At 72.5% G+C, this 24,050-nt stretch carries 25 protein-coding genes, 2 pseudogenes and 1 riboswitch; of the genes and pseudogenes, 9 read left to right on the top strand and 18 right to left on the bottom strand.

Annotated elements, in window-relative coordinates:
• Positions 1–197, bottom strand: a pseudogene (locus C6Y14_RS44840) (cytochrome ubiquinol oxidase subunit I); the annotation flags it as partial.
• Positions 198–257: 60 nt separating this feature from the next.
• Between C6Y14_RS44840 and C6Y14_RS04575 the strand changes: the two are divergent.
• Both C6Y14_RS04575 and C6Y14_RS04570 read left to right on the top strand, forming a co-directional pair.
• Complete coding sequence (locus tag C6Y14_RS04575) at positions 258–845, top strand: RNA polymerase sigma factor (protein ID WP_107015085.1); 588 nt, start codon at positions 258–260, stop codon at positions 843–845.
• Positions 838–1,827 (top strand): CU044_5270 family protein, encoded by a 990-nt coding sequence (locus C6Y14_RS04570; protein ID WP_107015084.1) that lies wholly within the window; start codon positions 838–840, stop codon positions 1,825–1,827. Before C6Y14_RS04575 ends, C6Y14_RS04570 begins: the two co-directional genes overlap by 8 nt.
• A gap of 16 nt (positions 1,828–1,843) precedes the next feature.
• Here C6Y14_RS04570 and C6Y14_RS04565 read toward each other — a convergent pair whose 3' ends face one another.
• The 3 genes from C6Y14_RS04565 to C6Y14_RS04555 form a co-directional block, all read right to left on the bottom strand.
• Positions 1,844–2,698 carry a bifunctional 5,10-methylenetetrahydrofolate dehydrogenase/5,10-methenyltetrahydrofolate cyclohydrolase gene (locus C6Y14_RS04565; protein ID WP_107015083.1) on the bottom strand — a complete coding sequence of 285 codons (855 nt, stop codon included), beginning with the start codon at positions 2,696–2,698 and terminating at the stop codon, positions 1,844–1,846.
• Positions 2,699–2,718: 20 nt separating this feature from the next.
• A riboswitch (ZMP/ZTP riboswitch) is annotated at positions 2,719–2,805 on the bottom strand.
• 141 nt (positions 2,806–2,946) lie between these two features.
• Positions 2,947–3,774 carry a hypothetical protein gene (locus tag C6Y14_RS04560; RefSeq protein WP_107015082.1) on the bottom strand — a complete coding sequence of 276 codons (828 nt, stop codon included), beginning with the start codon at positions 3,772–3,774 and terminating at the stop codon, positions 2,947–2,949.
• Between the two features lie 238 nt (positions 3,775–4,012).
• Positions 4,013–4,273 carry a hypothetical protein gene (locus C6Y14_RS04555; RefSeq protein WP_107015081.1) on the bottom strand — a complete coding sequence of 87 codons (261 nt, stop codon included), beginning with the start codon at positions 4,271–4,273 and terminating at the stop codon, positions 4,013–4,015.
• Positions 4,274–4,465: 192 nt separating this feature from the next.
• Here C6Y14_RS04555 and C6Y14_RS04550 point away from each other — a divergent pair, with 192 nt between their 5' ends.
• Together C6Y14_RS04550 and C6Y14_RS04545 are read left to right on the top strand one after the other, a co-directional pair.
• Positions 4,466–4,765: a hypothetical protein gene (locus tag C6Y14_RS04550; protein ID WP_107015080.1), complete on the top strand. Its 300-nt coding sequence runs from the start codon at positions 4,466–4,468 to the stop codon at positions 4,763–4,765.
• 179 nt (positions 4,766–4,944) lie between these two features.
• On the top strand, positions 4,945–5,169 hold the full coding sequence (locus tag C6Y14_RS04545; RefSeq protein ID WP_107015079.1) for a hypothetical protein: 225 nt from the start codon (positions 4,945–4,947) through the stop codon (positions 5,167–5,169).
• A gap of 53 nt (positions 5,170–5,222) precedes the next feature.
• On the opposite strand, the gene C6Y14_RS04540 is transcribed toward C6Y14_RS04545, so the two are convergent.
• The 8 genes and pseudogenes from C6Y14_RS04540 to C6Y14_RS04500 form a co-directional block, all read right to left on the bottom strand.
• Positions 5,223–6,458: a hypothetical protein gene (locus C6Y14_RS04540; RefSeq protein WP_225890887.1), complete on the bottom strand. Its 1,236-nt coding sequence runs from the start codon at positions 6,456–6,458 to the stop codon at positions 5,223–5,225.
• A gap of 111 nt (positions 6,459–6,569) precedes the next feature.
• On the bottom strand, positions 6,570–7,679 hold the full coding sequence (locus C6Y14_RS04535) for a polyprenyl synthetase family protein (RefSeq protein ID WP_107015078.1): 1,110 nt from the start codon (positions 7,677–7,679) through the stop codon (positions 6,570–6,572).
• 635 nt (positions 7,680–8,314) lie between these two features.
• Positions 8,315–9,335 (bottom strand): annotated as a pseudogene (locus C6Y14_RS04525) (tetratricopeptide repeat protein); the annotation flags it as partial.
• Between the two features lie 236 nt (positions 9,336–9,571).
• Entirely contained in the window at positions 9,572–10,081 is a 510-nt protein-coding gene (locus C6Y14_RS04520) for a mycothiol transferase (protein ID WP_107015077.1), read from the bottom strand.
• A gap of 70 nt (positions 10,082–10,151) precedes the next feature.
• Positions 10,152–10,601, bottom strand: a complete 450-nt coding sequence (locus C6Y14_RS04515; RefSeq protein ID WP_107015076.1) for a Zn-ribbon domain-containing OB-fold protein — start codon at positions 10,599–10,601, stop codon at positions 10,152–10,154.
• Between the two features lie 120 nt (positions 10,602–10,721).
• Positions 10,722–11,450 (bottom strand): TetR family transcriptional regulator, encoded by a 729-nt coding sequence (locus C6Y14_RS04510; protein ID WP_199854636.1) that lies wholly within the window; start codon positions 11,448–11,450, stop codon positions 10,722–10,724.
• Between the two features lie 153 nt (positions 11,451–11,603).
• Positions 11,604–11,987: a hypothetical protein gene (locus C6Y14_RS04505; protein ID WP_199854613.1), complete on the bottom strand. Its 384-nt coding sequence runs from the start codon at positions 11,985–11,987 to the stop codon at positions 11,604–11,606.
• 309 nt (positions 11,988–12,296) lie between these two features.
• Entirely contained in the window at positions 12,297–13,220 is a 924-nt protein-coding gene (locus C6Y14_RS04500; RefSeq protein ID WP_199854612.1) for a MurR/RpiR family transcriptional regulator, read from the bottom strand.
• 233 nt (positions 13,221–13,453) lie between these two features.
• Between C6Y14_RS04500 and C6Y14_RS04495 the strand changes: the two genes are divergently transcribed.
• Both C6Y14_RS04495 and C6Y14_RS04490 read left to right on the top strand, forming a co-directional pair.
• On the top strand, positions 13,454–14,161 hold the full coding sequence (locus tag C6Y14_RS04495) for a ribonuclease H family protein (protein WP_107015072.1): 708 nt from the start codon (positions 13,454–13,456) through the stop codon (positions 14,159–14,161).
• Positions 14,162–14,288: 127 nt separating this feature from the next.
• Positions 14,289–14,480: an antitoxin gene (locus C6Y14_RS04490; protein ID WP_107015071.1), complete on the top strand. Its 192-nt coding sequence runs from the start codon at positions 14,289–14,291 to the stop codon at positions 14,478–14,480.
• 73 nt (positions 14,481–14,553) lie between these two features.
• Here C6Y14_RS04490 and C6Y14_RS04485 read toward each other — a convergent pair whose 3' ends face one another.
• The 4 genes from C6Y14_RS04485 to C6Y14_RS04470 form a co-directional block, all read right to left on the bottom strand.
• Entirely contained in the window at positions 14,554–15,462 is a 909-nt protein-coding gene (locus C6Y14_RS04485) for a hypothetical protein (RefSeq protein WP_107015070.1), read from the bottom strand.
• A gap of 111 nt (positions 15,463–15,573) precedes the next feature.
• Positions 15,574–16,992 (bottom strand): alpha/beta fold hydrolase, encoded by a 1,419-nt coding sequence (locus C6Y14_RS04480; protein ID WP_199854611.1) that lies wholly within the window; start codon positions 16,990–16,992, stop codon positions 15,574–15,576.
• A gap of 208 nt (positions 16,993–17,200) precedes the next feature.
• Positions 17,201–18,082 (bottom strand): poly(ethylene terephthalate) hydrolase family protein, encoded by an 882-nt coding sequence (locus C6Y14_RS04475; protein ID WP_107015069.1) that lies wholly within the window; start codon positions 18,080–18,082, stop codon positions 17,201–17,203.
• A 71-nt stretch (positions 18,083–18,153) separates the two neighbouring features.
• A complete protein-coding gene (locus tag C6Y14_RS04470; protein ID WP_159074164.1) occupies positions 18,154–19,308 on the bottom strand; it encodes a helix-turn-helix domain-containing protein in 1,155 nt (384 codons plus the stop codon).
• A gap of 250 nt (positions 19,309–19,558) precedes the next feature.
• On the opposite strand from C6Y14_RS04470, the gene C6Y14_RS04465 reads away from it, so the two are divergent.
• Positions 19,559–20,749 (top strand): helix-turn-helix domain-containing protein, encoded by a 1,191-nt coding sequence (locus C6Y14_RS04465; protein WP_159074163.1) that lies wholly within the window; start codon positions 19,559–19,561, stop codon positions 20,747–20,749.
• A 20-nt stretch (positions 20,750–20,769) separates the two neighbouring features.
• Here the strand turns inward: C6Y14_RS04465 and C6Y14_RS04460 are convergent, their stop codons facing one another.
• Both C6Y14_RS04460 and C6Y14_RS04455 read right to left on the bottom strand, forming a co-directional pair.
• A complete protein-coding gene (locus tag C6Y14_RS04460) occupies positions 20,770–21,426 on the bottom strand; it encodes a DUF3105 domain-containing protein (RefSeq protein ID WP_107015067.1) in 657 nt (218 codons plus the stop codon).
• Positions 21,427–21,518: 92 nt separating this feature from the next.
• Positions 21,519–21,911, bottom strand: coding sequence for a hypothetical protein (locus C6Y14_RS04455; protein ID WP_107015066.1), 393 nt, complete (start codon positions 21,909–21,911; stop codon positions 21,519–21,521).
• 115 nt (positions 21,912–22,026) lie between these two features.
• On the opposite strand from C6Y14_RS04455, the gene C6Y14_RS04450 reads away from it, so the two are divergent.
• Together C6Y14_RS04450 and C6Y14_RS04445 are read left to right on the top strand one after the other, a co-directional pair.
• A complete protein-coding gene (locus C6Y14_RS04450; RefSeq protein WP_107015065.1) occupies positions 22,027–22,653 on the top strand; it encodes a TetR/AcrR family transcriptional regulator in 627 nt (208 codons plus the stop codon).
• On the top strand, positions 22,650–24,008 hold the full coding sequence (locus tag C6Y14_RS04445) for an MFS transporter (RefSeq protein ID WP_107015064.1): 1,359 nt from the start codon (positions 22,650–22,652) through the stop codon (positions 24,006–24,008). Before C6Y14_RS04450 ends, C6Y14_RS04445 begins: the two co-directional genes overlap by 4 nt.
• Positions 24,009–24,050 lie beyond the last annotated feature (42 nt).

Raw genomic sequence — 24,050 nt, 5'->3', positions numbered from 1 at the left:
CCACCGATGCAGAAGAACGCGAACGACGTGACCAGGTACATCGTGCCGATCGTCTTGTGGTCCGTGGTGGTCAGCCAGCGGACGGCGGCGAGGCCGCGACGGCGGCCCGGGCGTGGGGGCGCGAGCGCCGGGATGACAGTGTTGCTCTCCATGCCCCGCCTGTGTCCGCCGGCCCTTCCGGCGTCACACCCGGGCACAGCGACAAGGATCACCGAAACAGGTGTGACGATCGAGGACCTGCCGGACACGTACGGAACATGAGCAACGACGAGATCTTCGCCGCTGCCTATCGCGAGCACTACTGGGCGGTCAGCCGCTATGTTGCGCGGCGACTGGACGGCCGGACGAGCGAAGTCGAGGAAGTGGTGGCGGAGGTCTTCACCGTCGCCTGGCGGCGCCGGTCCGACCTGCCCGCGTCCCCTCTTCCCTGGCTGTACGGCGTGGCACGCAACTGCCTCTCCAACGCGGTACGCGGCTACGGTCGCCGTCGGCGGCTCATGGACAGGCTCGGGAACGACGAGACCGCGCACGGCAGACAGATCGTGGACAGCCCCGACTCCGAGCGGCCCGCCGAGTGGGTGCACGACGCGCTGGCCCGGCTCTCCCCGGCCGACCAGGAGGTGCTGCGGCTCGCCGCCTGGGAGGAACTGGGGGTCGACGAGATCGCCGTGACCCTCGGCTGCGGCAGCCGGGCCGCGGCGATGCGGCTGCACCGGGCCCGCCGCCGCCTCAGAGCCGAGATCGACCGCATGCGCATCGTGGTGACGCCGCACACCGGGGCCACCGAGACCGAGACCGAGACCGACCTCGACACCGGCACCCCGAAGGAGCAGTTCCATGGCTGACGAACTCGAACTGCTGCGCCGGGCCGACCCCGTGCCCGGCAACGATCCCCGCTTCGGTGAGGGCCCGCTGGGCCACGAGGCAGAGAAGCGGCTCAACCACCTCATGGCGGGCATGGATGAGGTGGGCGAGCGCCGGCCGGGACGGACCCGTACGCGCCTCGTCTGGGCGCTCGCGGCCGGCGTGGCGGTCGCCTTGACCGTCGCGGCACTCCTCGTCGCGGATCCGGGCACCGCCCCCGCCGTGGCCGCGCCCCGCCCGCTGGTGGTCCGGGCCGACTCCACCCCCGTACCCCTCGACGCATTGGTCGAGCGGGCCGAGCGGGATGCGGCGGGCGGGTCGGCCGGGCTGCGTAAGGGCACGCATGTGCAGTCGTGGAGTGTGGGCATGTCGGAGGACGAGCCGCCGATCACCCTGCCCGTGGAACGCGTCGTGCGCTGGAACGCCGACGACAGCCACATGGAACTGGTCGTCGCGACGGACCCGCGCCATCCCGGCCGGCGGGTCCTCAGCGACGCGGACGACGGCCCGCGCCTCGTCGACGACGGGCACGTCATCAGTGAGCGGACCTTCCCGCCGAGCTGGAGCGACGCCCCGCCCCAGTCACCGCCCCCGCACGACGCCACGCGGCTGCGCGCCTATCTGCGGGAGGCGCAGCACCTCGACGGTCCGCCGGGCACGCGCGAACTGCTGGACGCCACGGCGGTGCTGCTCGACACCTGGACCCTCGGCGCCCGCGAGAACGCCGCGCTCGCGCGGCTCCTCGCGGACGCGAAGGGGCTGCGGCCGGTCGGCCAGGTGACCGACCGCCTGGGCCGGCTCGGCCAGGCGTACGTGTACGCCGGCGCCGGTTACCGCCGCATGCTGATCATGGACCCGGCCACCGGTGCCGTCCTGGGGCTGGAGGACACCGCGGCCGTCGACGAACCCGAGTACGGCGTCGAGGCGGGCGACGTCATGGACTACAGCGCGTGGATCCGCTGACGCCCCGCTCTCCCGGTCAGGCGCCGGTCTGGCGGACGGCCGCCTCCACGGTCTGGGACAGCAGCGTGGCGATCGTCATCGGACCGACCCCGCCGGGTACGGGAGTGATCAGCGAGGCCCGCTCCCGGGCGCCGTCGAAGTCGACGTCGCCGACGTTGCCGGCGTTGTAACCGGCGTCGACGACGACCGCGCCCGGCTTGATGTCCTCCCCGCGGACCAGCCGGGGCCGCCCGACCGCGGCCACCACGATGTCCGCCTCCCGCACGGCCGACGACAGATCGGCGGCCGGGGTGCGCGAGTGGCAGTACGTCACCGTGGCGTCGCGGCCGAGCAGCAGCATGCCCACCGGCCTGCCGAGGATCGCGCTGCGGCCCACCACGACGGCCCGTTTGCCGGCCGGATCGACGTCGTACGCGTCGAGGAGGCGCATGATCCCGCCCGGGGTGCACGAGGAGAAGCCGGGCAGGCCGAAGCTCATCGCGGAGAAGGACGCCAGGGTCACCCCGTCGACGTCCTTCTCCGGTGCGATCGCCTCGAAAGCCGCCCGCTCGTCGATGTGGTGCCCCATCGGGTGCTGGAGCAGGATGCCGTGCACGGTGGGGTCGGCGGACAGCTCGGTGAGCGTGCCGATCAGTTCGGCGGTCGTGGTCGCGGCAGGCAGGGAGACGTGCCGCGAGACGATCCCCGCCTTGCGGGAACGGTTCTGCTTCATCCGTACGTAGGTGACGGAAGCGGGGTCCTCGCCCACCAGTACGGTGGCGAGACAGGGCGTCACCCCCGTGCGTGCGGTGAGGTCGGCCGCCTGCTGCGCCGTCTCCTCGACGATCCGCCGGGCGAGACCGGTGCCGTCCATGAGTGTGGCCTGGGACATGTGCCGCTCCTGAGCGTCGTGGAAGATGCCCAGGCGCGCGGCTCAGACGGTTGCGTCGGGCCGCTCCCCGGTGGTGGTCCACCTCAGCGCCAGTTACGGCCTGCCGCTATTTTACGCCTCGCGGCGGGCTCCGCCAGGGTGTTTTTCCGGGTGCGGGCCGGTGGGGGCTGGTCGCGCAGTTCCCCGCGCCCCTGAAAGGGGCACGCAAGCGTCGCGCAGTTCCCCGCGACCATGAAGGGGCACGGCTCTCAGCTTTCGTTCGTGAGGAACGCGGTTGCCTGGGTCTGTACGCGGACGGCTCCGATTGCTTCTGCCCAGCGCGCGACCTCTGTGGCGAGGGCCATGGCGGCCGGTTCGTCGCCCGTGTCGCGGGCCAGGACGGCCAGCAGCATCTGCTGGGAGAGGGTGCCGGGGACGTTCCCGGCGCGGGCGCCGAGAGAGGTCGCCCGGGTCCACCGCTCCCGCGCCCGGTCGTGGTCGAGGTTGTCGTGGTCGTGGTCGCCGAGGTGCCGCAGCGCCTCACGGGCCAGCAGGTCGTCGGCCGACTCCCCGGCGTGCAGGGCTAGTTCGTAGTGCGCGGGCGCCTCGTCGCGCTCGGCGAACAGGTTGTCGACGATCAGTCCGAGATACATCCGCGCCCAGCCCCGGCGTACGTCGTCGGCCGCCCGTTCGCACAACCCGTCCGCGCGCCGCCGCAGTTCCGCCAGCTCCCCGGGATCCTTGCCGGCCGGACCGAACCGGAACGTGCCGTCCCCGAGCAGCAGCCGGAAGTACGCATGCCGCAGCCGTACGAAGTCCAGGTCCCAGCGCCCGACCGGCTCGGTGAGCTGGCCGATCGCCGTGTCCGCGGCGGCGATCCGGGCGTCCGCGGTGTCCGTACCGCCGAACCAGTCGCGTTCCAGGGCGATCTGCGCCCCGGTGAGTGCGAGCGCCGCCCGGTCACGCGGCTCGGTGGTGACGGTGGCGTCGAGGAGGCATAACGCGCGCTGCCACCGTCCGGCCCGGGCCAGTTCACGTGCCGCGGCGGTGACCTCGTCCACCGGGAGGGCGGCGTGCGGCGTGCTCGTCTTTGTCATGGCGAGGAAGGTAGTAAGCAGAAAAACCATCCACAAGGAAACTATTGCGCGACTTCAGGACATCGCGTCACTGCCGCAGGTCAACGACGAGAACGCGCCGCTCGCAGTGCCGACCGCAGGAGAGCGCCGGACACCCGTCGGCCCGCCCCGCGAGCAGGCCGGGGCCGCACCGGCAGGCCCGGGCTCAGCCGGGCCGAAAAGGTCCAGGTCAGACGGGAGGTGATCCGGACCCGCGGCGTCATTCCTCGGCGTCCCTGGTCTGGAGCACGGCGTTCCTGGCCCGGAGCACGGTCTGCTCGACGACTCTGCCGCCGTCGCCGTCGCCGCCGTCGCCGTCGCCGTCGCCGCCGTCGCCGTCGCCGTCGCCGCCGTCGACGACGCGCGGTTCCGCGTCACCTGCGTCGCCCGCGTACGGCGACAGCACTGCCGTCGCGTCCTGGCCTTCGGTGCCCCGGCGCGGCGCTTCGGTGCCGAGGCCGGGGCCTGCCGCGGTGTCCATGACGACCTCCTGGTGGACCACTGGCGAAGGCCGCGGTCCGCGGTGCGTGCGTTCGGCGGGCCGCAGAAGGCCCCTCCTCCGAGACTCCTCCGGCACGGGAAACTCGGCAAGCGCAGCCGTGACGATGCGCCTGTCGGGTGAGGGGCCGGGCGGGGCCGTGTCCGCGGGCAGCTTGTCACCGTTGCTGAAAGCATGATCTCAACACGACGTATTGTCGCCGCCGTTGGTCTCGCCATCAGCGTCACGGGTCTCGCCGTACCGTCCGCGGGCGCCGCCACGGTCCCCGAGACCGGAAAACTGGACCCGATCGCGGAGCTCGACCAGATCGCCGTGAGCGACCTCCCCGTCGAGCACCGGAACAAGATCCCGAAGATCTCCGACGGCATCCAGTCCCTCAACCAGCTGAACGGCCTCTACCAGCTGGAGCAGCTGCACCAGGTGACCGACCTCGCCGCCCCCGTCACCGGACTGCTGCCCGCCATCGAGTACTGAGCCGTCCGGCGGCGGCCCCGACCGGTGCCGGGCCGTCGCACACCGGGCAGACTCCTCGCCCCTTCGCCCCTTCGCCCCTCGTCCCTCGCCGTGTGCGTCGCAGAGAGGCCCGGTGATGATCCGGTGGTCATCGGCCCCGCCCGGATGCGCGCGCGGGCGGTCCGGGCGAGGCTGAGGGCATGTCGGAACACCCCGCAGTACTCGTGCATCCGCCGCGCGGCGACGGCGGCCGGCGCGTGACGGTCCACGGCGAGCCGGTCGGCACCGCCATGAACCTCCCGGACATCGTCGAGTTCCTGCGTCGCGCCGGGCTGGAGTTCGACGAGAACGAGGTCACGGTGTCACCGCTCATCGAGTGGCGCGGCGGAGGTTCCTCGTACTGGGGGCCGGAGCCGGGACACTGACGTGAGCGCACGGGCCCCCTGCACGCCATCCGCGCAGGGGGCCCGTACTCACATCAGCAGATGCTCTGCGTGCTGTTGACCAGCGTGTTGTTGCGGAACGTCGTGTTGGTGCCGCACGGACTCTCCCTGATCGCGGAGTTCGTCACCGTCAGGTTCTGGACGACGATGTCCGAGTTGTTGGGGAACTCCGAGCGCGCGGCCAGCCGGATCTCCCCGCCACCCGTGACGCTGCCGCCCTGCGCGGCGAGGTTCACGTTGTAGCAGTTCTCGATCAGGATCGCGTTGTTGCCGGTGTTGGAGAGCGTGACCCGGTCGATGGTCGCGCCGCCGCTCTCCGAGACACAGAAGACGCCCCGGCCGCCACCGCGCGCGACGACCTCGCCGACCCGGACGTTGGTCGCGTAGCTGCTGCCGATCCGGCCGTTGCGGTTGGCCATCCGGAAGGCCGCGTAGCCGGTGCCGGTGCCCGCCCCGTCCGCGTCCACCTTGGTGACGGTGGCGTTGATCGTCTGGTTCAGCAGCAGGCCCGACTCGCCCACGTTGCGTGCGGTGACCGTACCGATGGTGATGCCGTCGACCCCGTACGTCTCCACGGCGTGGCTGCTCGCCCCGGACACGTACACGTTGTCGATACGGACGTTGCGGGTCCACTGGCTGGTGTCGCCGCGGTTGTCGATGCGGACGCCGAGACCGGCCGACAGGCGCATGTCGATCTGGCCGAGGACCACGTTGGTGACGTTGCGCATGAAGATGCCGTAGAGCGGGGCTCCGGTGACGTTCAGGTGCTGGACCTCGATGTCCTGTACGCCGCGTGCGTAGACCGGCGCCTGGTCGCCCGAGCCGGAACCGGTGACGTTGATGGTGCCGCACACGTCGAGCACGGTGTAGCTCGGCAGGGAGACCCTGGAGCCGGCGCCGATGCTGCCCGAGCCGCGTACGACGACCCGTTCCTTCGACGTGCGGCCCGCCGTGAGGCTGCTGACGGCCGCCTGCATCGCGGCCCGCATGTCGGTTCCGGTGTAGACGACGCCGGTCCCGCGCCGGGCGGTCCACGTACTGCCGCTGAGCGTGGCCTCGGCCTGGTACGAGCCCTCCCCGCACGCTGCCGCCGGGGCGGCGCTCGCGGGCGCCGCGGTCGCCGGGGCGGTGAGCAGGGCCGCCGCCGTGACCAGGGTCGTCGCGCAGGCGGCCAGGACACCTGTGCGCCTGAGGCGGGGTGGGTGGGGCGGGCGGGGCGGACGGGGCCGTGGGGTCGAGCGAGTGAGGTGAGGTGCGGCTCTGCGTCCCATCTCGTCTTCTCCTGTGTGGGGGTGGATAGCAAGCGTTTTCTACTGTGGGGTGCGGTGAGTGTGGCAAGGGCTTTCTGGGGCGTCAAGGGGCTTGTGGGGGAAGGGAATCGGTCACATCTCGCGGCATACGAGGAAGTCGAGCAGCGCTCGCAGATCGTGGGTGCTGTGGGTGGTGCGGGTCGTGCGGGTGGTGTCGCTGGTTCGGGGCAGGTCGTTCAAGCAGGCTTCGACGGCGGCGATGTGGCTGCGGGCCTCCGCCGTCGCTGCCGCGCGCCCGCCGGCGTCCTCGATCAGGGCCGCGGCGCGCCGGGCGTCCGCCGGGTCGAGGGAGCCGGCGGAGTTCAGGAGGCGGGCTAGCGGCCCGGCGGCCGGAGTGCCGAGAGCGGCCAGTACCGGGAACGTCTTCTTGCCCCTCAGCAGATCCGCGTGGACCGGCTTGCCCGTCACGGCAGGATCGCCCCAGATGCCCAGGAGATCGTCGACCACCTGGAAGGCGACGCCCAGATGACGGCCCGCGCGGTCGAGTGCGGCGACCGTCTCGCGAGGGGCGTCGGCGAGTACGGCGCCCAGGGCGGTCGCGCAGCCCAGCAGCGCGCCGGTCTTGTGTTCCGCCATCGCGCGGTACTCGTCCGGGCGGACCGCCTCCGGGCCGGTCCATGGCCGGCTCTCGAAGAGCAGGTCGTCGGCCTGGCCGCGTACGAGGTCGTTGAGCGCGGTGGACAGGTGGCGCACGGCTGCCGGGATGTCGGTGCCGGGGGTGGCGGCGAGGGTCTCCACCGCGAGGGCGAACAGGGCGTCGCCCGCTAGGACGGCAGGGCCCGTGCCGTACGCCTTCCAGGCGGTGGGGCGCCCGCGCCGGGTCGGGTCGCCGTCCATGATGTCGTCGTGGAGCAGGGAGAAGGTGTGCACCAGTTCCACGGCGACGGCCGCGGTCACTCCGGTGCTCCGTGGGGCCCCGGCGGCCTCCGCGCCCAGCACGGCGAGGGCCTGCCGCAGCCCCTTGCCGCCCGCGGGCACGGACACGGGTGCGCCGCCCGGCTCGCACCAGCCGAGGGAATAGGCGGCCATCTCGCCCACCCAGGGATGCAGCCGCGCGATCGCTTCGGCCAGCGCGGGGCGTACGAGGGCACGGCTGTGCTCCAGCAAGTGGGACGCGCGTTCGCCTGCGCGCTGGCCTGCGGCGGGCCGGGCGGGGGAGAGCGCGGAGGACGTCGTGGTCATCGCCGGTTCCCCGCGTCGGTCCGGTCGGGCATGGGCGCGGCGGCGCGCCGGGTGTCCGGGGGAGTTGCGTGCGCGGGTACGCGGACGAGGGGCGGCGGGGTGTCCGCGCCTGAGCAGGACTCGGGCGCGGCGGCCTGGCCCGACACGCCCGGTGAAGCACCGGGCCCGGTCCGGGCGCCCGCACCAGTGCCGGACTTCGCCTCGGCTCCGGCCTTGGCCCCGGCCTCGGCCTCGGCCTCGGCCTCGGCCTCGACTCCGGCCTTGGCTCCGGTTCCGGTCCTGGGCGCGGACCGGGACTTGGCCCCGGCCTCCGCCCTGGACCCGGCCCCGGCCTTGGCCTCGGCCCCGGCCCTGGACTCGGACCGGGACTCGGCCCCGGCCTCGGCTTCGGTCCTGGGCGCGGACTGGGACTTGGTCTCGGCCTCGGCCTTGACCCTGGACTCGGTCCCGGCCCTGGACTCGGTCCCGGCCCTGGACCCGGTCCCGGCCTCGGTCCTGGACCGGGACCTGGACTTGGTCCCGGCCTCGGCCCCGGCTCCGGCCCCCGCACGGGACTCCGCACGGGACTCGGTCTCATCTCCGCCCCCGTCCCCGTCCGCGCCCCCGTCCCGGTCCCCGTCCCCGCCCCCGGGCTCGATGCCCAGTTCGGTCTGGGTCCGGGACACCATGTGGTGGGCGTGGCGGAGGCCCAGCTGGTTCAACGTCCGGGCCAGGGCGGCCAGTTCGGTGGCCGTTTCGGTCAGGTCGTGGCCCAGGCGGGCGCGGGACTTGGCCAGGCCGAGCCGGGAGAGCGCCTCCCCGCGGGGCTCGCTCATCTCCCGGAACTCCGAGAGGGCCAGTTCGTAGAGGTCCCGGGCCTGCGCGTAACGCCCGGCGCGGTACAGGACGTTGCCGCGCATCTTGTGGTTGTACGCCAGCGCGCTGGACAGGTTCATCTCGCGGCACGTCACCTCGGCCTCGGAGAGCAGCGCGAGCGCGCGGTCCGCGTCCCCGTCGCGCACGGACACGATGTCGGCGAGCCCGCGCAGCGCCCACGCGTGACCACGCCGGTCGTCCGCCCGCCCGGCGATCTCCGCGGCCTCCTCGAACATCGCGTACGCCGTGTCGTACGAACCGGTGTTGCGGTGCATCTGCGCGATGCCCTCCAGGGCCCACACCGTGTGCCGCGCCTCGCCGCGTTTGCGCGCCTCCGCCAGCAGTTGCTTCGTGCAGCGCGCCGACCGCCGCGTAGTCGCCCTGGATACGGCCGGTCTCCGCCATCCCAGCCAGCGAGTAGCCGCGTACGACGATGTCACCGCCGCGTTCGCCGAGTTCGGCCGCGAGCCCCAGCAGCCGCCAGGCCAGCGGGAACGCGCCGCGCTGGCGGGCCAGCGTGCCGCCGCTCCACAGAGCCCACGCCATCGCGGCCGTGTCCTTCGCCTCGCGGGCCGCGCGGTAACTCGCCTTCCACGCCCGGTCGGCGTCGCCCACCTGCCCGAGCCGCCGGTGCGCCTCCGCGACCGCGAGGCCCGAGCGGGCCGCCTCTCCGCGCGCCCCGGCCCGCTCGGCCGCCCGCAACTGCTCGGTGCCCGCGGCCAGTACGTCGACCAGCGAGGAGTTCACGGACAGGGTGGTGAGCGCGCCTTGGTACTCGGGCGCGAATGCCTTGCCGTACATGGGTGCCTTTCGGTCCGCCGGGTGAGGTGGGCGCGGTGGGCGCGACGGACCTGGCTATACACAGCATGTATACATGCTGTGTATAGTGCCCCGGTTCCTCGCCTCGATCACTGTCCTGGGGTTGGCGGGTCACCGGCGCCGCCGCGCCACCTCGTTGTGGATCAGGACGAGGATCGCGGCGGCGGGGTTGCCTCTGAGGCGCACATCACAGCGTGGGGCGGTCGGGCGGGCGGCGCTCAGTCGGCGGTCGACAGCCCTCGCGCGTAGGCGGCCTGGCCCACGTGCTGCAGGTCGTCGGAGAGCACGCTGACCAGGCGGGCGCCCAGGGTGACGGCCGGGGTCCAGTTCTCGTCGACGATACGGTCCAGGTCCTCCGCGCGCAGACCGCTCAACGCCCGCAGGGTCTGCTCGTGCACGGCGTCGTAGTAGCCGGTCAGGAGGTCGCCCGAGTCCACCCGGACCTCGCCGACCTGCCGCGCGTCATGCCCGTACCCCGTGTCGTCCTCGGAGAGCGGCAGTGCGAAGCGGTCCGCCCAACCGCCCGAAAGCCAGACCTGCTTGAGGCCGAAGGCGTCGGCGACGTGGTCGTCCTGGACGCGGGCGAGATGCCAGATCAGCCAGGAGATCGAGTTGGCCGTGCCGCCGGGCCGGGCGTTGAGCTCGTCGGGGGAGAGGCCGACGACGGCGGCGTGCACCTCGTCCTTGATGCGTCCGTAGGCTTCGACCAGAACGTCCTGGGCGTGCATAGGTTCCTCCGGGCTCTTCTTCCGTGGACATGCGTCCCGCCCAGTGTCCCCCGTGGTGCTGCGGAGCGCCTCAGTGCCTGCCGGACCAGGACCCGGCGTACGGCCCGGAGAAGGGCTCCTCGCAGAGCTTGAACACGGGCTCGTGGCGCACCGGATCCGCCGACGTGGTGAGCTGGACGCGGTCGCCGGTGCGGATCGCGACGAGCGGCCCCGAGACCCGGCCCCTGACGGTGAACCCCTCCGCCATCTCGACGAGCGACACATTGCGCGCGCCGGGCGTGTTGCGCTGTACGACGGTCGCGTGGCGGATGACGCCGAGTCCCGCGCTGCGCTCCGTCCGCAGATCACTGCCCGCGCAGACAGGGCAGAGCAGCCGGTGGAACGTACTGGTCCCGCACCAGCGGCAGCGCTGGTAGAGGAGCCCCTCCTCGGCGGGTCCGGCAGCCGTCGCCGCCCCTGTCCCCGCAGCCGTCTCCGGGTCGAGTAGGCCCGTCGTGGTCCCGCTTCCTCGGTGGAACACGATGTCATCTCCCTGCGCCTGGCCGGAATCTGAAGGTGCGCGCAATGCCGCGCACAGCCTTAGGATATGGCACGCAGTGCCACGTGTATAGGCACTCAGTACCCTCAATTGGCGAGGAAATCAGGCGGGATCGCGGCCCAGGGTGGTCTCGATCTCCTGGACGACCCGCCACAGCGGGGCGCCGCGCCGGGACACGACGACGACCACGTCGTCGTCCTTGCCGCCGCCCCAGGCCCCGTTCCCGCCCCCGTTCCCGTCCGCTCCGGGCCCCCGCTCCGGGCCGTCCGTCGCCCGCTCCGGCCCGAACACCCCCTGGACGTGGGCGAGGGCGTGGTCCACCTCCGCGCTCGCGTCGCCGCGGCCGTCCGAACGCAGCCAGGAACGCAGCCCGTTGTTGTGTGCGGCGACCACGGCCGCGGCGATGACGTCGGCCCGCAGTGTCCCGTCCGGCCGGCCCGCGAAACGTCCGCGCAGATACTCGGCCAGCGCCCGCTCGTACCGCCAGACCACCGAGAGTTCGTACGTCCGCAGCCCCGGGACCTTTCTGGTGAGGCGGTAGCGCTGGACGGAGAACGCAGGGTTCTCGGCGTACATGCGCAGCACCAGGCGTGCGGCGTCGCAGACGCGCTCCACGGGTTCGTGCGTGGGGCCGCTCCCGCCGAGGAAGGCGGTCATCCGGGCCAGGCAGCCCTCGTGGTCGGGGAAGACCACGTCCTCCTTGGAGGGGAAGTACCGGAAGAAGGACCGGCGTCCGACACCCGCGAGCGCCACGATGTCGTCGACGGTGGTCTGCTCGTACCCCCGCTCCACGAACAGCTGGAACGCCGCCGCCACGAGGGACTCCCGCATCGGCGGCTTCGGGTTGCTCACGTCGGCCGCCCGGTCGGGACGGGGTGCCTCGCTCATGGTGGGGAACCTAGCACCGCGGGAGAGGCCGATGGCACTCAGTGTGCTCCGGATGGGGAACCGAGTGCCATCGCGCTTCGGGGGTGGGCGACCGGTTCAGTGGGCCTGGCGTGCGCCGTGTCTCTCCACGAGTGCCTGGGTGAGCACGCGGACGCCCCGGGCGAGGTGGTTCAGCTGCGTCAGCTCGGCCGCGTACAGCTTGATCGTGTGCTCGATCACGGACTCCGGCATCCCCATGGCGGGCAGCTCGGCCCGTGCGCTGTGCAGTGCGGTGCGCACGACGCGGATCTCCTGCTGGAGCTGGATCTGCGCGTGGCGGGCCAGCAGGACGGGCTGACGGATCAGCAGCGGATAGCTGGCGTAGCGGGTCGGTACCAGCTCGCGCAGCCATTTGGCCGCCGATCGTTCCCAGTCGCGGCTGCCGGGCGTCTTGACCTGACAGGGCCAGTCCGTGCTGATGGGCGAGTACGTCAGGGACATGGGGATCGCTTCCGAGATGGCCGGCGGGCGGTTCTGGTCGTTCTTGGCGGCCCCGGCCCAGGGGATTGACCGGGGCCGCCACGGGCGTGCGTGAGCGGTGCCCGTTCCTGCGCCCGGGGGCGGCGCGAGGCGGGTGCGCCGTGGTCCCGGGCGACCGGGACCCCACCGGATCCCGATCAGCGAGAAGTATTCATATATACCGTCTGGTAAGCAAGGGTATGTAAAAATTCATGTGCCTGTACGGCTGAATTTCGCCTTGCGGGATGCTGGCGTCATATGCCAGTACGGGGCCCGGGAGGGCCGCGGAGATCAGTCCTTGAGGAAGAAGACGTGCTCGTCCGCGACCTGCTCGTAGTCCTCAAGACGGGCCTGCGTACGCTCGGGATCGGCGTCGGTCATCGCCTGGAGCAGAGCCGCGGACAGGACGACGGGCGCGGCGTACGAGTCGAAGACCAGCCGCGCCCCGGTACCGGTCGCGAAGACGACGTCGGCCTCGTCGGCCAGCGGCCCGAGCCCCAGATCGGTGACCAGGGCGACGCGCAGACCGGCCCGCCGGGCGACCCGCATGGCTGTCAGCGTCTCGTGCGCGTGCCGGGGCATGGTGAAGGCCAGCACCCAGGTGCCGCCCGCCTCGCGCGACTGCAGCAGGGCGTCGTAGGCGACGCTCCCGCCCCGGGTCACCAGCCGGACGTCGGGGTGGATGCGCCGGGCGGCGTACGCGAAGTATTCGGCCAGCGAGCCGGAGATGCGCAGTCCGAGGACGGTGAGCGGTGCGGACCGCGACAGCGCGCGGCCGGTCTCGATGACCTGCTCAGGATCGGCGAAGTCGCGGCGCAGGTTCTCCAGGTTGTCGATCTCCGCGTCGACGGCGGCCTGCAGCTCGTTGGGCCGGGCCTCCTCGTCGGCGTCGGGTGAGCCGGCGAGCTTGCTGAGCGCGATCGACTGGAGGCGTTCCCGCAGGGCGGGGTAGCCGCTGAAGCCGACCGCGGTGGCGAAACGGGTCACCGAGGGCTGGCTCACGCCCACGCGCTCCGCGAGATCCGTGATCGAAAGGAAGGCCGCTTCGGTGATGTGCTCGATCAGGTACTGGGCGATGCGCCGCTGTCCCGGGGAGAGCCGGGGGCCGTCGAACAGGGCTCGCAGCCGGGTCGTGGGAGCGGCTTCCGCCTCCGTGACCGGTTTCCCCGAGCTGATCGCGGACGCCTGCGCGCGGGCCTGCTGCGGCGATGGCACCGGTGCGCCTCCTTCGTGTCCCACTGAGGTTCAACATAGCCCACACCCCGCGACGGACGACCTGCCCTTGAGAGGGGCGCGGGGAACGGCGCGGTCTTCTGTCTTCGAGGGGCGCGGGGAACGGTGCAGTTCTTTGTCTTTCAGGGGCGCGGGGAACGGCGCGACAAGCCACGACGCACCCGCACATACACACGCACCCAACCCACTGCTCATTACGGGAACGCACCCCTGGCATGATCGTGCCCATGGCTGAACGCGTGATCGCCGCATGTGACGGGGCGTCGAAAGGAAACCCGGGCCCCGCAGGCTGGGCCTGGGTCGTGGGGGACGGCACGGGAACCCCCACCGAATGGGAGGCGGGCCCTCTCGGCACCGCAACCAACAACGTCGCCGAACTGACCGCCCTGGAAAGGCTGTTGACGGCCGTGGACCCGGGCGTGCCGCTGGAGATCCGGATGGACTCCCAGTACGCGATGAAGGCCGTCACCACCTGGCTCCCGGGCTGGAAACGCAAGGGCTGGAAGACGTCCGCGGGCAAGCCCGTGGCCAACCAGGAACTCGTCGTACGCATCGACGAGTTGCTCGACGGCCGCTCGGTGGAGTTCCGGTACGTGCCCGCGCACCAGGTCGACGGCGACCCCCTCAACGACTTCGCGGACCGCGCGGCGAGCCAGGCCGCCTTCGTCCAGAAGCCCGCGGGCAGCGAGCAGGGCTCTCCGGAGCCGCCGAAGTCCCCGGCCGCCAAGAAGGCGGCCCCGAAAACGGCCTCCGCGAAGAAGCGCACCTCCTCCGTGTCCTCGGCGGCAGCCTCCTCCTCGCGCACGCTCAAGGCCAAGTTCCCCGGCCGGTGCCGCTGCGGCCGCTCGTACGCGGCGGGCGAGACCATCGCGAAGAACCCCGACGGCTGGGGCCACCCGGAGTGCCGTACAGAGGCCCAGTAGCGTCCCCGGAAGCCGCCCTGACTCGCCCTGACACGCCGCCGACCTGCCCGTTTCCGCCCCGGATGCGAAACCCGGCACCTGCGGTGACCCTGGATACGTAGGGGTGAACCGATCAGGAGGATGACTCATGTCCGTTATGGACAAGATCAAGGGCATGCTTAAGGGCCACCCGGAGCAGACGAGCAAGGGCGTCGACAAGGCCGGCGACTACGTCGACGGCAAGACCGGGGGCAAGTACAGCGGTCAGGTCGACACCGCCCAGGACAGGTTGAAGGACCAGTTCGGGTCGGGTCGGGACGAGAATCCGCCGCGGTCCTGACACCGCGGCAGAGCGCACGACGGGCCGGTCCCCTCAGGGGCCGGCCCGTCGTCCTGTCCACTGCTCTACGAGGTCAGCGCCCCGGGGCCGCCGAGGGGTGGCAGACGACCGTGGGCCCCGCCAGCATCCCGCCGGTGTAGAGGCTCTGGCCCCGCGGAGTCCAGTACCCCAGCTTCGAGACGACGCTCGTGCAGGCGTCCGCGACCCTGGCACGGACGACCACCGTGGACGGGTGGCCGGGCTGGAGGTCGGTCAGGGCGCAGTCCAGCGCGTACATGCTGCGGGCCGTCGACGGATGGCGGCCGGTGAGCGGGTTGACGCAGCGGGCGTCGGACGTGGTCAGCTCCACTCCCGACGCCTCCTCCCCGATGAGCCCGAACCGGGCGCTTCCGTCCCCGGCGTCGCTGTCGCGCGAGACGGTGTACGTCAGCGTGGCCGACGAGCGCGGTCGCAGTGTGTGCCGGTCGACCTCGATGCGGTGGGTGGCGACGGGCTTCGGGTCGGTGAGCGTCAGCGTGGTGCGGACCGTCCCCCGCAGGTCCACACCGGCGGGCGACGAGCGGACCTGCACCGTGCCGCTGACCTCGTACGTTCCTGGCCCCGGGGTCTCCCGGCCGCCGGGCAGCGGGCCCGTGGCGACGGTCCGGCCGTCCCGCCGCAGGGTCCAGGTCCCCGAGGTCAGACAGGCGTACCGGACGGTGGTGCCGGAGCGCCGGCAGGTGGCCGGGGCCGACAGTGACGTGCCCGCGCCTCCGCCGTTCGCGCAGAGACTGACGGAGGCCCGCTGTCCGCCGGGGCCCTTCAGGGTGCCGGCGGGTGAGCAGACGGTCGCGGCGGCCACCGCGGGTGGCGGTTCCGGTGCCCGGTGCGGCGGTGCAGCCGGTGCTCCCACCGCGGTCCAGCCGGTGACGGCCAGTACGGCCGCCGCGGTCAGCGACAGGGGTGTCCTGCGGAACCTGCGGAATGGGGGGCGTACCGGCACGGAATCTTCTCTCTCGTCGGGGCGGCGAGCGGCCGGTGCCGTTCGCGGGTGTCGAGGAGAGGATGCGGAACGCCGGGGAGCCCGGACGGTTCCCACGCCGGGCGGGACGGGTCAGGGCCGGTACGCGTCGCCCGGATGGGCCAGGTCGTACGGGCGTGGGTACACGGCGGGCCGATAGGCGGTGAAGCGGGCCGGAGTGGTCGGATCGGCCTGCGCGGCACGCGAGTTGAGGGCCGCCGCCCCCGTGTCGCCCCAGCGGCCCGTGTCGACCCGGTGCTCCAGCGTGCCGAGCGCGGCGAGCTGTTCGGCGGGGCTGAAGGTGCAGTGGCCCGCGTTGTCGACGTACGCCTGGCGGAGCAGGTGCCGGGAGCCGCCCGCGGTGGCGGCCCGCAGATAGGCGCTCTCCGTCTGCACGGGGACGAGGGCGTCGCCGGTGGTGTGGAGGGTGAGCTGCGGCTTCGTGAGCCTGCCGGTGAAGGCGCTGGTCCGGCTCATCCAGTCGACCGCGGGCCTGTCGGCCTTGAGACGCGGGGTCTCGTTCAGTGTCCTGAGGTCGTCCGTGAGGGAGCGCCCCGCGGCCTTGTACAGGCCCTTGACCTCCTCGTACGCCGAGGACGCTCGGAGCATTCTCGTGTAGTCGACGCCGGTGTTCCAGGACGAGTTGCCGCCCGCCAGTGTCTCCGTGTCCTGCCGCCAGCTGAAGGCCGCCGTCGCGAGGAGCCCCCGGACGGCGGTGTACTGGTTGGCCTGCTGGGCGGCCCAGTCGGTGGGGGCCGGGCGGCTCTGGGAGGGGTCGTTCCAGCCGGGGATGTTGTGCAGGGCCGCCGCGAGGGCGATACGGGCGCGGCCGGCCGCGGAGTTCTGCGCCTCGGCGACGACCCCGCTCAACGCGCCGGCGGCGGCCGTGGCGGTCGCCCGGTCCGGGAAGCCGGCCAAGGGGATGGCGGCGTCGGGCGCGAGGAGGGCCTTCAGGGCGAAGACCGGGTCGAGGGTGTTGTTCCAGTTGGCCACCCCGCCGTGGACGAGACCGCAGACGGACAGGGTGCCGTCGACGCGGCCCGCGTGGCGCTCGGCGATCCGCGTGGTGACGAGCCCGCCGTAGGACTGGCCCCAGGCGAGGGTCCGCCGGGCCGCCCCGAACCGTTCGGTGAAGGCGTCGAGCGTCGCCAGCTGGTCCGGCACCGCATGCTCCACCGCCCACCCGGTGGTGGCGTACGACGAGCCGATGAGCGCGTACCCGTCCTTGAGGAGAAGGCCGCGGGTGGCGGCGTCGGTGACGTTCTGGGCCGGGTTGGGCGCGCCCCTGGGCCGGAAGCCGTGGCTGAAGAGGAGGACGGTGCCGTTCCAGCCGGCGGGCACGTCCATGACGTACGTCGCGCCGGAGGCGAGGGTGCCTTCCACGTGCGCGTCTTCCGCGCGCACGCCCTGTGCGCCCATGTCCTCCGCGGTGACGGACGCGGTGACGGAGCCGGCCGGGGTCGCGGTCGCCAGCAGCAGGACGGCGACCGGGAGGAGGAGGCGGCGTTGCATGACGGGATCCCTTCCGGGGCGGGGGAGGGGGCAGGGACTGGATGACCCCAGTGAAGTTAGGCAAGCACCTGTCGACCGTCAACAATCTGCGCAACATCAATGCGTGCCGTGCGGGGCGGGAAACTGTTCGTGACTCGGCGCCCGCCCCGTAGCCATGAGGGGCGGGCGCCTGACGGTCGTGCTCGGGCAAGTGATCAGGAGCCGGTGATCAGGAACCGGTGGGGCAGGTGTTCCGGTACTCGCTGATCTGGGTGCTCGTCGCGGGCGCCGGGCACAGGAACCTGTCGTAGCGCACGTCCTCGTCGACGAAGCGCTTCAGCCAGGCGATGCCGTACTTCGCGATCGTCACGTCGGAACCGAGTGCCACGTTGTGGTCGGCGCCCCGGAGTTCCAGGTAGGCCTTCTCCGGCGCGGCGGTGAGGCTGTTGTAGAACACCTCCGCGTGCGAGCCGGGCGAGGCGATCGCGTCGTTCTCAGCACCGATGATCATCGTGGGCACCCGGTCGGTCTGCCAGGTCTTGTCGTTGCTCCAGGGCATCAGCGGCACGGCCGCCTTGAGCGAGGGCCGCGACTCGGACGCCTTGAGCGAGCCGCCGCCGCCCATCGAATGACCCATCACCGCAAGGCGGTCGGGGTCGATGCGGCTCCGTACGGAACTGGACTGGACGAGGTGGTCGAGTGCGTTGAGCATCTGGGTGGCACGGTCGTCGGGCTGGTCGAAACCGGAGTTGGTCTCCAGCGTCAGGACGACGAAGCCCTGGGACGCGAGCCGCGGGCCGTACCAGCTGATCAGCGCCTCCGGCGTCACGAAACCCGGGCTGACGACGACGGCCCCGAACGTGCCCTGGCTCGTGTCGGTGGGGTAGTAGGCGGTGCCCTGCTTGAAGGTCGGCCCGTCGACCGTGGTCTGCGCGGTGGCGAAGGGGCCGCGCTCGGCGGTGATGGACTGTTCGGTGGGGTCCGGGCCCCGTTGGTAGTCCCCGGGGCCGGCCTGAGCCTCCTGGGGGAGGACGCTCACACTCACCACCAGGGCGGCGGCGCCGGACAGGAGACCGAGGCGTTTCGTGGTGCGGGTGCTCACATGTCTCATGCGGGCAGAGCATGCTGACGACCGGTCGGAACCGCTTCTGGTTCAACTGCTGAATTCCGTACGGAAGTTTGTCAGGGCAGCACGGAACGGCGTACGGACCTGCTGCGCAACGCGAGCTGCGCGTCGAAACGGAACGCCGGGTCGGCCAGCTTCTCGCCGTACAGGGCCGTGAGCTGGCGGAGCCGGTTGCGGGCCGTCTGCGGATGGATGCCCAGCGCGGCGGCCACCTCCGGGGCCGTGCGCCCGCCCGAGGCGAGCAGTGCTTCGAGTGTGTCCGTGAGCCGCTCAGCCTTGCCCGGCGGCAGGGCGCGCAGGGGATCGAGCACCTGGTCGCAGAGCAGGACCCCGATCGGCGCACCGTGCAGAAGGTGCAGCTCCGCGAGATGCTCCTCGGCCCTGCGCCGCCCCAGGCGCCGGGCAAGCCGGGCGCAGTGCAGCGACACCCAGGCCTCGGCAGGCGCGACACTCGGGCCGACCGCCGCGTGCGCCCCCTCAAGCACGCTCAGCAGTCTGTCGTCGGGCACCACGAGACGCAGTTCACCGCCCCGGCTCACCCGCAGCACCTCCTCGTCGACCGCGCTCACATCGGCGGAGGCGGGCAGGACCGCGCACCGGACGCGTTCCGGCAGGGGCCAGGCGGCGCGGCGGGCGAGGCCGGGCAGGGGTTCCGCGAGCGGATCGCGCCGGCGTTCCATCAGCCGTGCCGCCAGCAGCCGGCGGGCTCGCAACACCTCGTCGGCCGCGCCCGCCCGTGCCTCCTCGAAACCCGTCACCGACTCCTCGGCCAGCGCGTGGATGTGCGTGAGGACGGCCTCGCTCAACGGGACGGCTATGTCGCCGGGGAACGCGGCCTGCCGTGCCACGTCCACATAGCGGCGGCACGCGACCCGGGCGCCGATGCGGTATGCGGCCTGCAGTCCTTCCGTGCCCCGCCCGTTCAGGTACTCCAGTCTGCCCAGCCGCCTGAACCGCGGCACATAGTGCTGCTGCGGCCCGTCGGGCTCCTCGACCAGCTCGGTGAACTGCGTGGCCGCCAGCCGCACGGCCTCGGCGAGATCCTGCGCGACGGCGGAGCCGATGGGCTGCCGGTAGCCGCGTACCTCTCGGCGGATGGCCTGGACCATCTCCGTGGTCAGCTCCGGAAGCCGGGCCCTCAGCAGCGGAGCGAGCCCCGGAGGCAACTCACGCCAAGGACGCCTGGATAACAGCGGATCAACACCTGCCACGTCCAACTCCCTTGAAAAACAGGGGCCATCAGGCCCCGCAAGGGGCGCGGGGAACTGCGCGCCCAGCCCCCACCGGCCCGCGGAGAACAACCGAGCCCCCAGCGGAGCGTGTAGCACCGGACGGTGGGTCGCCGTGGTCCGGAGTGTAAGGCGCATGACACTTTCGCAACCGGTTCCCGCACGGAATCTGGCGTACCTCACACGCGCCCCGCAGTCTTGCCCAGCCCCACGGGAACCCACGGGAGGTGCCATGACCCCCACGCACGCACGTGCCTTGGGCCCACAGGACACCGCACCGCTTCCGCGCGAGACGCGCCGGATGCTGCTGCGGCGCATTCCTGCCGCGATCGACGAGATGGAGGAGGCGGTCCGCACCGGTCTGCCGCACTACACGCACGCCGTCGAGGGCACGCACGGCTACTCGGTGCGCCACATCATCGACCGCACGGTCAGCTGCTTCGTCTCGATCCACGACGCCACCCGGACGGGGCAGGCCGCCACGGCCGAGGTCATCGCCCTGTACGAACGCATCGGCGCCCGGCACGGCCTCCTCGGCTGCCCGCTCGACGTGCTGCGCGACGCCCTGGACCTGGCGGGGCGGGTGGCGTGCCGCCGGCTCATCGAGGACGCGTACCGGCTGCACTGGCCGGCGCCCCTGCTCGCCACCCTCACCGAGGACACCTTCACCCTGATCGGCACGGCCATCGCAGCCGCCTCGCGCGGGTACGCCGAGGAGTGCCACCGCGCCCCGCTCGACGTGCAGCGCGACCGGCTGCGGGACGCGCTGGTCACCGACCCCGACGACAGGGCCCGGCCGCTCGCCGAACTGGCCGCCGCGGCCGACTGGCGGCTGCCCGGCACGCTCGCCGTCCTCGCCCTGCCGCCGGGCGACCATCCGCAGACCCGGGTGCTGCCGCCCGAGGTGCTCGCCGACCGCAGCCCCGCCGCGCCCTATCTCGTCCTGCCCGACCCCCGTACCCCGGGGCCGCGTTGGCTGCCGAGGACCATCGGGGCCGTGCTCGGGCCCGCCGTACCGCCGGGGCGGGGCGCGGTGTCGCTGCGCTGGGCGCGGCGCGGTCTGGAACTGATCGAGCGGGGCCTGCTGCCCGCCGCCGCCCCGCTGCGCTGCGCCGACCACCTGGCCGCTCTGACGGCGTTCCGGTCGGGCGACCTCCTGGAGGCAGCGGCGGCGGATCTCCTTGGGCCACTCCTCGAACTGGCGCCCCGGCGCCGGGAGCCGCTCCTGGAGACCCTGCTGGTGTACCTGCGCTGCGGTGACAACGCCGTGCTCACCGCGGACCGTCTGCACGTCCACGAGCAGACGGTCCGCTACCGCCTCCGCCAGATCGCCCAGCTCACCGACGGGGCCTGCCCCGACCCCGAACGCCACCTGGAGACCATGCTCGTCCTGACCTGGCTGCTCTCACCGGCAGCCGCCTAGACGCCCGGGGCCGGTGTCCGTCAGGCCGCGTCGATGCCGTTGGTGCAGGCGGCTCCCGGCTCGGGGGTCTGCGGGCCCTGCACGTACTTCGTGAGGAACTGCTGGACCCGCGGGTCGGACGCCTTCTCGACGGTCAGCTGCTTGCCCCACGCCGACAGCATGAGAGCCCCGGCCTGGTCCTCGACCGGACTCATCAGCGTGTAGGGCGTCTTGCCGACCTTGTCGGCGAGCGTCTTCACATCGGCGTCCGCCGCCTTGTCGTTGTACGTGATCCAGACCGCGCCGTGCTCCAGCGAGTGCACCGCGTTCTCGTTCGGTATCGCCTTCGTGTAGACCGAGCCGTCACACGTCATCCACGCCTGGTTGTGGTCACCGCCCACCGGCGGATTCATCGGGTACGACACGGGCTTCGAGACATGGTTCTGGGTCAGCTTCTTCGCGTTCCAGGACTTCTCGCCCTTGACCGGCTTCTTCGCCGCCGCCTGCTGCTGCTCGTCCTTGTCGTTCGCCCGGTCGACGTAGTACGCGCCGAACCCGACGAGCCCGACGACGATGGCCGTACTGACCGAGATGGTCAGGATGCGGTTCCGGCGCTCACGGGCCTTCTCGGTGCGGCGCATCTCCTCGATCCGCGCCTTGCGTGCCGTGGCGGCCGACTTCTTGCTGGTTCTGCTCATGGGAATGCGTTCCTTGTCCCCGCCGCGCCGGATCGTCCGGGCGGGCGGCGATGGGTGAGGGGTCGGACGGACGTCGTGACACGGACGCCGGTCTAGATCCGCTGCACCTGGAGGACATGGAGATCGGGAGCCCCGCGGACGGGCGGCGTCGCGGGCACGCGTGCCGCCGTGGCCGCGGGCGCCACGACGGGCATCCGCGGTGCCACCGCGGGCAGCGGGTGGGCGCCCACCGGCAGCACGGCCCGCGCCTCGTGCGTGGGCAGCCCGCAGCACTGGTCGTGCTCGGCGGGGGAGGCCAGCCGTTCGTGCGGGACGGAGACGGTGACCACCGGCGCGGCGGCCGGAGCGGTCCGGCCGTGCGCCGGCACGTAACCGAGACAGGCCACCAGTACCGCGAGCAGCACGCCGAGCGGCACGGCCAGGGCAGGACACAGCGCCGCGCCGCGGGTGACGCGGCGCGCTCGCTGGGACGTCCGGCTGCTCATCCCCGTGATGGTATGCGCTGCCTGTGACAGCGCTCCCGGTACCCCACACAAAGACGAACCGCCCACCCGCATCGGCGAGTAGACACTGTCTACGCGCCACTGGTAGACAGTGTCCATGAGCGAACGAGAAGCGGAACCGGGCCAGGGAGAACGTGGCCAAGGAGAACCGGGCCAGGCAGAAACAGGGCTGCGGGCCCGGCTGGTGGCCGTCGGCGTGGAACTGGTGACGCGGGAGGGCGTACAGGCCCTGTCCCTGCGGGAGATCGCCCGCCGGGCAGGTGTCTCGCACGGCGCGCCCCGCCGCTACTTCCCGACGCATCTGGAGCTGCTGTCCGCGATCGCGCGGGAGGGCTTCGCCGAACTCGGGGCCGAGGCCGCCGCGGAACTGCGCGGCAACCAGCAGGACCCGCGGGCCCAACTCGCCGCACTGGCAAGGATCTACGTCGACTACGCGCTGTCCCACCGCGGCATGTACGAGCTGATGTTCCGCCACGACCTGCTGGAGAGCAACCGCCTGGGCCTGCGCGAGACCAGCCTGCCACTCTTCGGGACCATGGTGGACCTGGTGGGCCGGGCCCGCCCCGACGTACGGGCCCCGGAGGTCGCGGGCGCGCTCTGGGCGAACCTGCACGGCGTCGCGCAGCTGTGGGCCTGGGGCAGTCTCCGGCTCGCGACGGGAGCGGACGGCGTCGAACCCTTCGTACGGGCCGCTCTCGACGCCCATCTCGGGCCGGAGCGGTGAACGCGGCGCTCCGGCAACGCCTCACCCTCGTCGCCGGTGTCACGGGAGCCGCCGTCGTGGCCCTCGACGGAACCGTGACGACCGTCGCGCAGCCCACCCTGCGCCGCGACCTCGACGCCTCGTTCGTGCAGGTCCAGTGGATCAGCACCGGCTATCTCATCGCGGTCGCCTGCCTGCTCGTCTTCGCCGGCCGGCTCGGCGACCGCCACGGGCACCGACGGGTCTTCGCCCTCGGCGTGTTCGGCTTCGCCCTGGCCTCGGCCGCCATCGGCCTGGCGCCCGGCATCGGCTGGGTCATCGCCCTGCGCGTCGCCCAGGGGATCTTCGGGGCGCTGCTGCAACCGGCCACCCTGGGCATGCTCCGGGCCGCGTATCCGCCCGACCGGCTGGGCATGCCCGTCGCCCTGCGTACCAGCGCGATCGGCGCCGCCGCCGCGCTCGGCCCCCTGGCGGGCGGCGCGCTGATCTCGCACTTCGGCTGGCGGTGGGTCTTCTTCCTGAGCGTGATACCCGCGCTGGCTGCGGGCGCTCTCGCCCTCGCGGTCCGCCTGCCGGCGCCCACCTCGGACGTACGCCTGGACCTGCCCGGCGCGGGCCTGCTGGCGGTGACGCTGATCTGCCTGGTCCACACGCTGGTCGGGCTGCCGGGCTCCGGCGGGACCGCCGCCACCGTTCTCGGCGTCCTCTGCACGATGGTCGCCTGTGCCGCCTTCGTGCGCCACGAACGCCGTACGGCCGGACCGCTGATCCCGCCCGACGTGTTCCGCTCGACGACGGTCACCTCGGCGCTCGGAGCGCTGGTGGCGGTGTCGGCGGCGATGTTCGGCACGCTGTTCCTCGGCACGTACTACCTCCAGGACGTGCGGGGCCTGGATCCCCTGGAGAGCAGTCTGCACGCGCTGCCGCTCGCCCTCATGATGGTGGCCGGCGCGCCCCTGTCCACGGTCCTGTTCCGCCGCTTCGGGCCACGCCGAACCGTCATGACGGGCGCGGCACTTGTCGCCCTCGCCACCCTGCTGATGGCCTGTCTCGACCGGACGTCGGGCGCCGTGACGATCGGCTGCTGCTTCCTGCTCCTCGGGGCCGGTTTCGTGGCCGTGATGGTCACCGCCACCGCGGTCCTCGTACGCGCGGCGTCCGTGGAGGCCGCGGGGGTGTCGGGCGGGCTCCAGCAGACCGCGATGAACATCGGGCCGATGCTCGGGGTGGCCCTGGCCACGGTGTTCCGGCCGGCCGACGTCTCGACGACCGGCGTCGCGCTGCTCGTCCTCGCCGCCGTCGCGACGCTGGGCGCGCTGCTGGGCGCCGGGCTGCCCGCCACGTCGGACGACGGAAGGGCGGCGGTCAAGGTCTGACCAGGGTCGGAGCGTGACCGGCTCAGGGCCCGACCTGGATCA

Origin of the sequence: Streptomyces dioscori (assembly GCF_003024195.1) — a bacterium.
In the GTDB taxonomy this organism is placed as follows: domain Bacteria; phylum Actinomycetota; class Actinomycetes; order Streptomycetales; family Streptomycetaceae; genus Streptomyces; species Streptomyces dioscori.
Note: the sequence above shows the minus strand (reverse complement) of the source record. Positions and strands in the feature narration are given on the sequence as shown.